General features: G+C 35.6%; 4 protein-coding genes and 2 pseudogenes. All 6 read left to right on the forward strand.

The genetic code is table 11. The annotated features are described in order from the left end of the window. A pseudogene (locus SCRDD08_RS00720) lies at nucleotides 1-861 on the forward strand (T7SS effector LXG polymorphic toxin); the annotation flags it as partial. A gap of 1 nt (nucleotide 862) precedes the next feature. Then, complete coding sequence (locus SCRDD08_RS00725) at nucleotides 863-1,528, forward strand: hypothetical protein (protein ID WP_061421999.1); 666 nt, start codon at nucleotides 863-865, stop codon at nucleotides 1,526-1,528. Nucleotides 1,529-1,577: 49 nt separating this feature from the next. Further along, a complete protein-coding gene (locus SCRDD08_RS00730; protein WP_061422000.1) occupies nucleotides 1,578-2,243 on the forward strand; it encodes a hypothetical protein in 666 nt (221 codons plus the stop codon). Next, complete coding sequence (locus tag SCRDD08_RS00735) at nucleotides 2,240-2,689, forward strand: hypothetical protein (RefSeq protein ID WP_061422001.1); 450 nt, start codon at nucleotides 2,240-2,242, stop codon at nucleotides 2,687-2,689. The genes SCRDD08_RS00730 and SCRDD08_RS00735 overlap by 4 nt, the downstream gene beginning before the upstream one ends. Continuing rightward, the gene (locus SCRDD08_RS00740; protein ID WP_061422002.1) at nucleotides 2,679-3,143 is read left to right on the forward strand and encodes a DUF5085 family protein; all 465 of its coding nucleotides are present in this window, start codon (nucleotides 2,679-2,681) and stop codon (nucleotides 3,141-3,143) included. The genes SCRDD08_RS00735 and SCRDD08_RS00740 overlap by 11 nt, the downstream gene beginning before the upstream one ends. 366 nt (nucleotides 3,144-3,509) lie before the next feature. After that, nucleotides 3,510-4,079: pseudogene (locus SCRDD08_RS00745) on the forward strand (FtsK/SpoIIIE domain-containing protein); the annotation flags it as partial.

Genomic DNA, 4,079 nt, shown 5'->3' on the forward strand with positions numbered 1-4,079 from the left:
GCAGAGTATGGCAAACGTTATCCGACAGAATTGGCAAAGCCAGAACTATTAAGGTTAATTAATGACTCTCCATATAGCAAAGTTAGCGAATTATATAATAAAACTACAACTGTTTTAGATGTTGCTAATGTTTTGTATTTGGGATCTCGAATTTCCAAAGATAATAAAGGAAATCTAATATTTCATCATGGTACAACACCTATTGGGCAAAAGCTAGATAAATTGTTAGGCTATGATAAATTTTACAGTCGTAATAGTGTAAACCGAAATTACAATTACAGTAAAATTACTACAAATAAGGGAACAAATATTCGAGGTCAGTACGAGGATATGATGTCTCCTTTCCGTCCTAGTATCATAAAGGCTGGAAAAGACGGAGCGCTTTCCTCAGCAACAGCTGGTTTGTCAAACATATTTTCAATACATCCTACTGAAGGAATTAAGTTATCGGATAGCTTTAAGAATATGGGCAAATTGGGTAAAGGTATGGCGATTGCAAATGTGGTATTTTCTGCTGTAGATATTGTAGACGGAATGGGAGAAACACATGATATTGCTGTTAGCAAAAATATGACAGTTGGAAGTGAAAAGTATATAGCTACTCAATTTGGAGGTGTTACGATTGACACTGTTAAGAATGTAGGAATAAGCGCTACATCTAGTATCGGTGGTGTTGTGACAGCTGCAGGGATAGCCACATTAGTGGCAGCAACGACTCCTTTTACATTACCAGTTGCTGTAGTAGCTGGTAGTGCACTTCTTATAGGCGGAGGTATTAGTTGGGGGTTAAATGAACTAGATAAACATACCGGATTTTCTAAAGGTCTTAAAAAATGGTGGGCAGGAATTGTAGGAGGATAAGATGAAAGAAAAGTATTATGAATTTTTGAATATACTGATGACTCGTCCTATACCAGTGAGAAATTTACATTTTTATCTTACATTTTTAATCGAATTTCTATTTACTTCAGTAACACTGCTTGTTTCTATATTTACTAAGAATCAAATGCATAATCTTAGCATATTTTTGATTCGTGTTACCATTGCCCATATGATAATAGTACTGCTTGCATTTCTGTTGTTTCAAAAATTTTCCGCTTCAAAATTATTACAATCAGTTCCGACGACTTCGTATCTTTTTCTTCATTTTGAGTTTCTTTTTTTGAGCTCTATATTCTTTGGGGAACAGTATTTATTGATATTCTTTCTTTTCATTGGATTGAGCTTTACTTTTCAAGTGATAAACTTTTTTTATCAAATATCAATTGTTTCAAAGGTAAAACAAATGCCAGATAATGAGCATAAGAAGAATATCTTACACTTGCCAGCTCTTATTGTAACAATAACGTCAGCAGCAATAGTAGTCATAACACGATTGTTTATGTTATCTGGAATCTATATTATTATCGGTTTAGTAGGGATGAGTATTTCATGGAATTCGTTCTTTATTCTCGGCTATACTCAAGTATTCACAGGTTGGAGAAAGAAAAGCACTAATAACATTATTTTTAGAGGAGAAATAAAATAAAATTAATTAGAATGGCTAGTAATAGCACAGCTCATGCTAGGAGGATAAGATGAAAGAAAGATATTATGAATTTTTGAATATGGCAGTTGTGGATACTAGTCCTATAAAGCATTTTGATTATATAAGGGCTTTTGCAATGGAGGTTGTTTTTACTTTACTAATATTTATAGTATCTATTTTTATAAAAGGTGAGACGCATGATGTGAGTATGATTATCTTTTACATTACTATTTATCATGCAGTAGCTTTATTGTCCATGTTCTTGCTATTCCAAAGGTTTTCCAAATCAAAATTATTGCAATTGATTCCAGCTAGTTCTATTTTAATTTCTCATCTTGAGTTTCTCTTCTGGGGATCTATATTTTGGGGGAAGAATTACTGGTCTGTCTTCATGGTATTGATTGGCCTGAGTCTTATTTTTCAACTACTCATCTTTGTTTATCAGTTATTAATTGTTCCTAAAGCTAAGGAATTACCACATGGTGAGTATAGGAAGAATCTTTTGTTTCTTCCTTCTGTTATTTGCCTATTGATTTCAGCAATTGTAGTAATCATAGCACGTTTATTTATGTTGCCAGGAATATATATAGTTACTTCCCTTGTTGCAGCGAGCATAGCCTGTCTTCCCTTCTATTGGCTTGAGTATGCACGAGTATTTACCGGTTGGAAAAAGAAAAGCACCAATAACTTTATTTACAAAGGAGAAATAAAATGAAATTAATTAGAATAGATATCAGCAATATTGCTTATACAGAGAAAAAAGTTCCTATGGATTCTTTTCCAGATTTGATTGAAGAGTGTGAAAAGTTATTATTTGAAACTGGGGTTTATAAAAATGGTCCGACGACGATTGAAACTTGTTTGAGCACTTTTGGGAAGCCGGGAGAAGCCTTGTTTAAGGTCTATATTCCGACAAACATTCCAATTGAAGGAAATGATGAATTCCAATATCTAGAACATTTTACAATTAAGCAGTGTGTCTCTGATGTAACTCCATTTGATGAGCATCTCCTTCCAAAAATTGAAGAAATGAAGCAATATATTCAAGATGAGGGGTTGGAAATGCAAGGAGATACCGTTTTTCTAGCGATATTGCCAATATTTGGACAGCACTTTGTTGAAATTAATATCCCAGTTAAGGAGATTTCAGATGCTATTTAAAAACGTGGGAGAATACCAAGATATACAATATAGAAATGTTATCTCAAGGTATTACACAGTATCTCCAGAAGAGATGGCGGATACTTATAACGCTTTTTTAGACGAAGTAAGAAAAGCAGGATATACGCTTCGGGGACCTTTCTTTTATACGATTAATTCTAAGTTAGAAGAAAATCAAGATGTGTTGATGGAACTGTTTATCCCAGTAGAAGAAGAGTGTATTGAAGATGCTTTGCCGAAAGACTTTTTGTATCACAGTCTGTTTCAAGTTTTAAATACTGTTTCAACTAGAATTTTGGAACCAGATGATGAGTCAGTGAAAGAGGGAATAAGCTTCTTGGCTGGTTACATCTATTATCAGGGACATTGTGAGTTGACCCCTCCCTTCTTTTTTACCACAACAATTGATGAGAAATTCTATACAGATATAAAAGTAGGAGTATTGAAGGAGTAAATCAATTCCATCTGATAATTTACTGCTTCCAAAAATTATATTTGTTTATAAATTTGGGGGATTCTTTATCGACTTTACTTAGTGATGCAAGGTTAATACTAGGAGAGTATAGATATTATCAAAAAGTATTACCATACTTTATAAAAATCAAAAACGAGGAGCTACTTTGACATTAAAGAAACTTCTCGTTTTTTAGTTATTTTCTTATCGTAAGCTAAATTTATCCAAATTCATATTGTAAAAATATAGATTTGTCCCTATGGGAAGGGGTTGTTTCGATATTGTGGTATAATGGAACAAGAACATTCTCCTTCTAGTACCTTGAAAATTCTATATTTGTCGCTTATTTATCTGCTCCGCTAATTCCAAAAAAATATCTTGTCTCTTGCCGTTAACTTCCACCCTCACGATGTGGCCTTCTTGCTTATCGACTACAAGGGTGGGGGAATGGCCAATCTCTTTAAAAACCTGCCCCATCTCTTGGGAACCATTACCAACTTGGATGGAGCCCAATCTATGCGGGCTTTGGCTTCGATCAATGCGGAAATCCATCGCCGGGAACGGCTCTTTGGAGAGTTTGAAGTCAATCATATCAATCAATACCAGAAGAAATTTAGAAACGGAGAAGCGACTGAGCCACTCCCTCACCTCTTTCTCATCTCAGATGAGTTCGCAGAGCTCAAGGTCAACCAGCCTGACTTTATCAAGGAGCTGGTATCTATCGCTCGGGTCGGACGTTCCCTTGGGGTCCACTTAATCCTAGCTACGCAGAAACCATCTGGTGTGGTGGATGACCAGATCTGGTCGAACTCACGCTTCAAGATTGCCCTTAAGGTGGCGGACCGTTCGGACTCCAATGAAATGCTTCATACGCCGGATGCGGCCGAGATTACCCAGACGGGTCGTGCTTATCTGCAGGTCGGAAACAATGAAGTC

Source organism: Streptococcus cristatus (assembly GCF_001578775.1).
In the GTDB taxonomy this organism is placed as follows: domain Bacteria; phylum Bacillota; class Bacilli; order Lactobacillales; family Streptococcaceae; genus Streptococcus; species Streptococcus cristatus_A.

Excerpts from the sequence above, each read along its gene's own strand:
- SCRDD08_RS00730 (WP_061422000.1), top strand. The coding sequence starts at position 1,578 with ATGAAAGAAAGATATTATGAATTTTTGAATATGGCAGTTGTGGATACT.
- SCRDD08_RS00725 (WP_061421999.1), top strand. The coding sequence starts at position 863 with ATGAAAGAAAAGTATTATGAATTTTTGAATATACTGATGACTCGTCCT.
- SCRDD08_RS00740 (WP_061422002.1), top strand. The coding sequence starts at position 2,679 with ATGCTATTTAAAAACGTGGGAGAATACCAAGATATACAATATAGAAAT.
- SCRDD08_RS00735 (WP_061422001.1), top strand. The coding sequence starts at position 2,240 with ATGAAATTAATTAGAATAGATATCAGCAATATTGCTTATACAGAGAAA.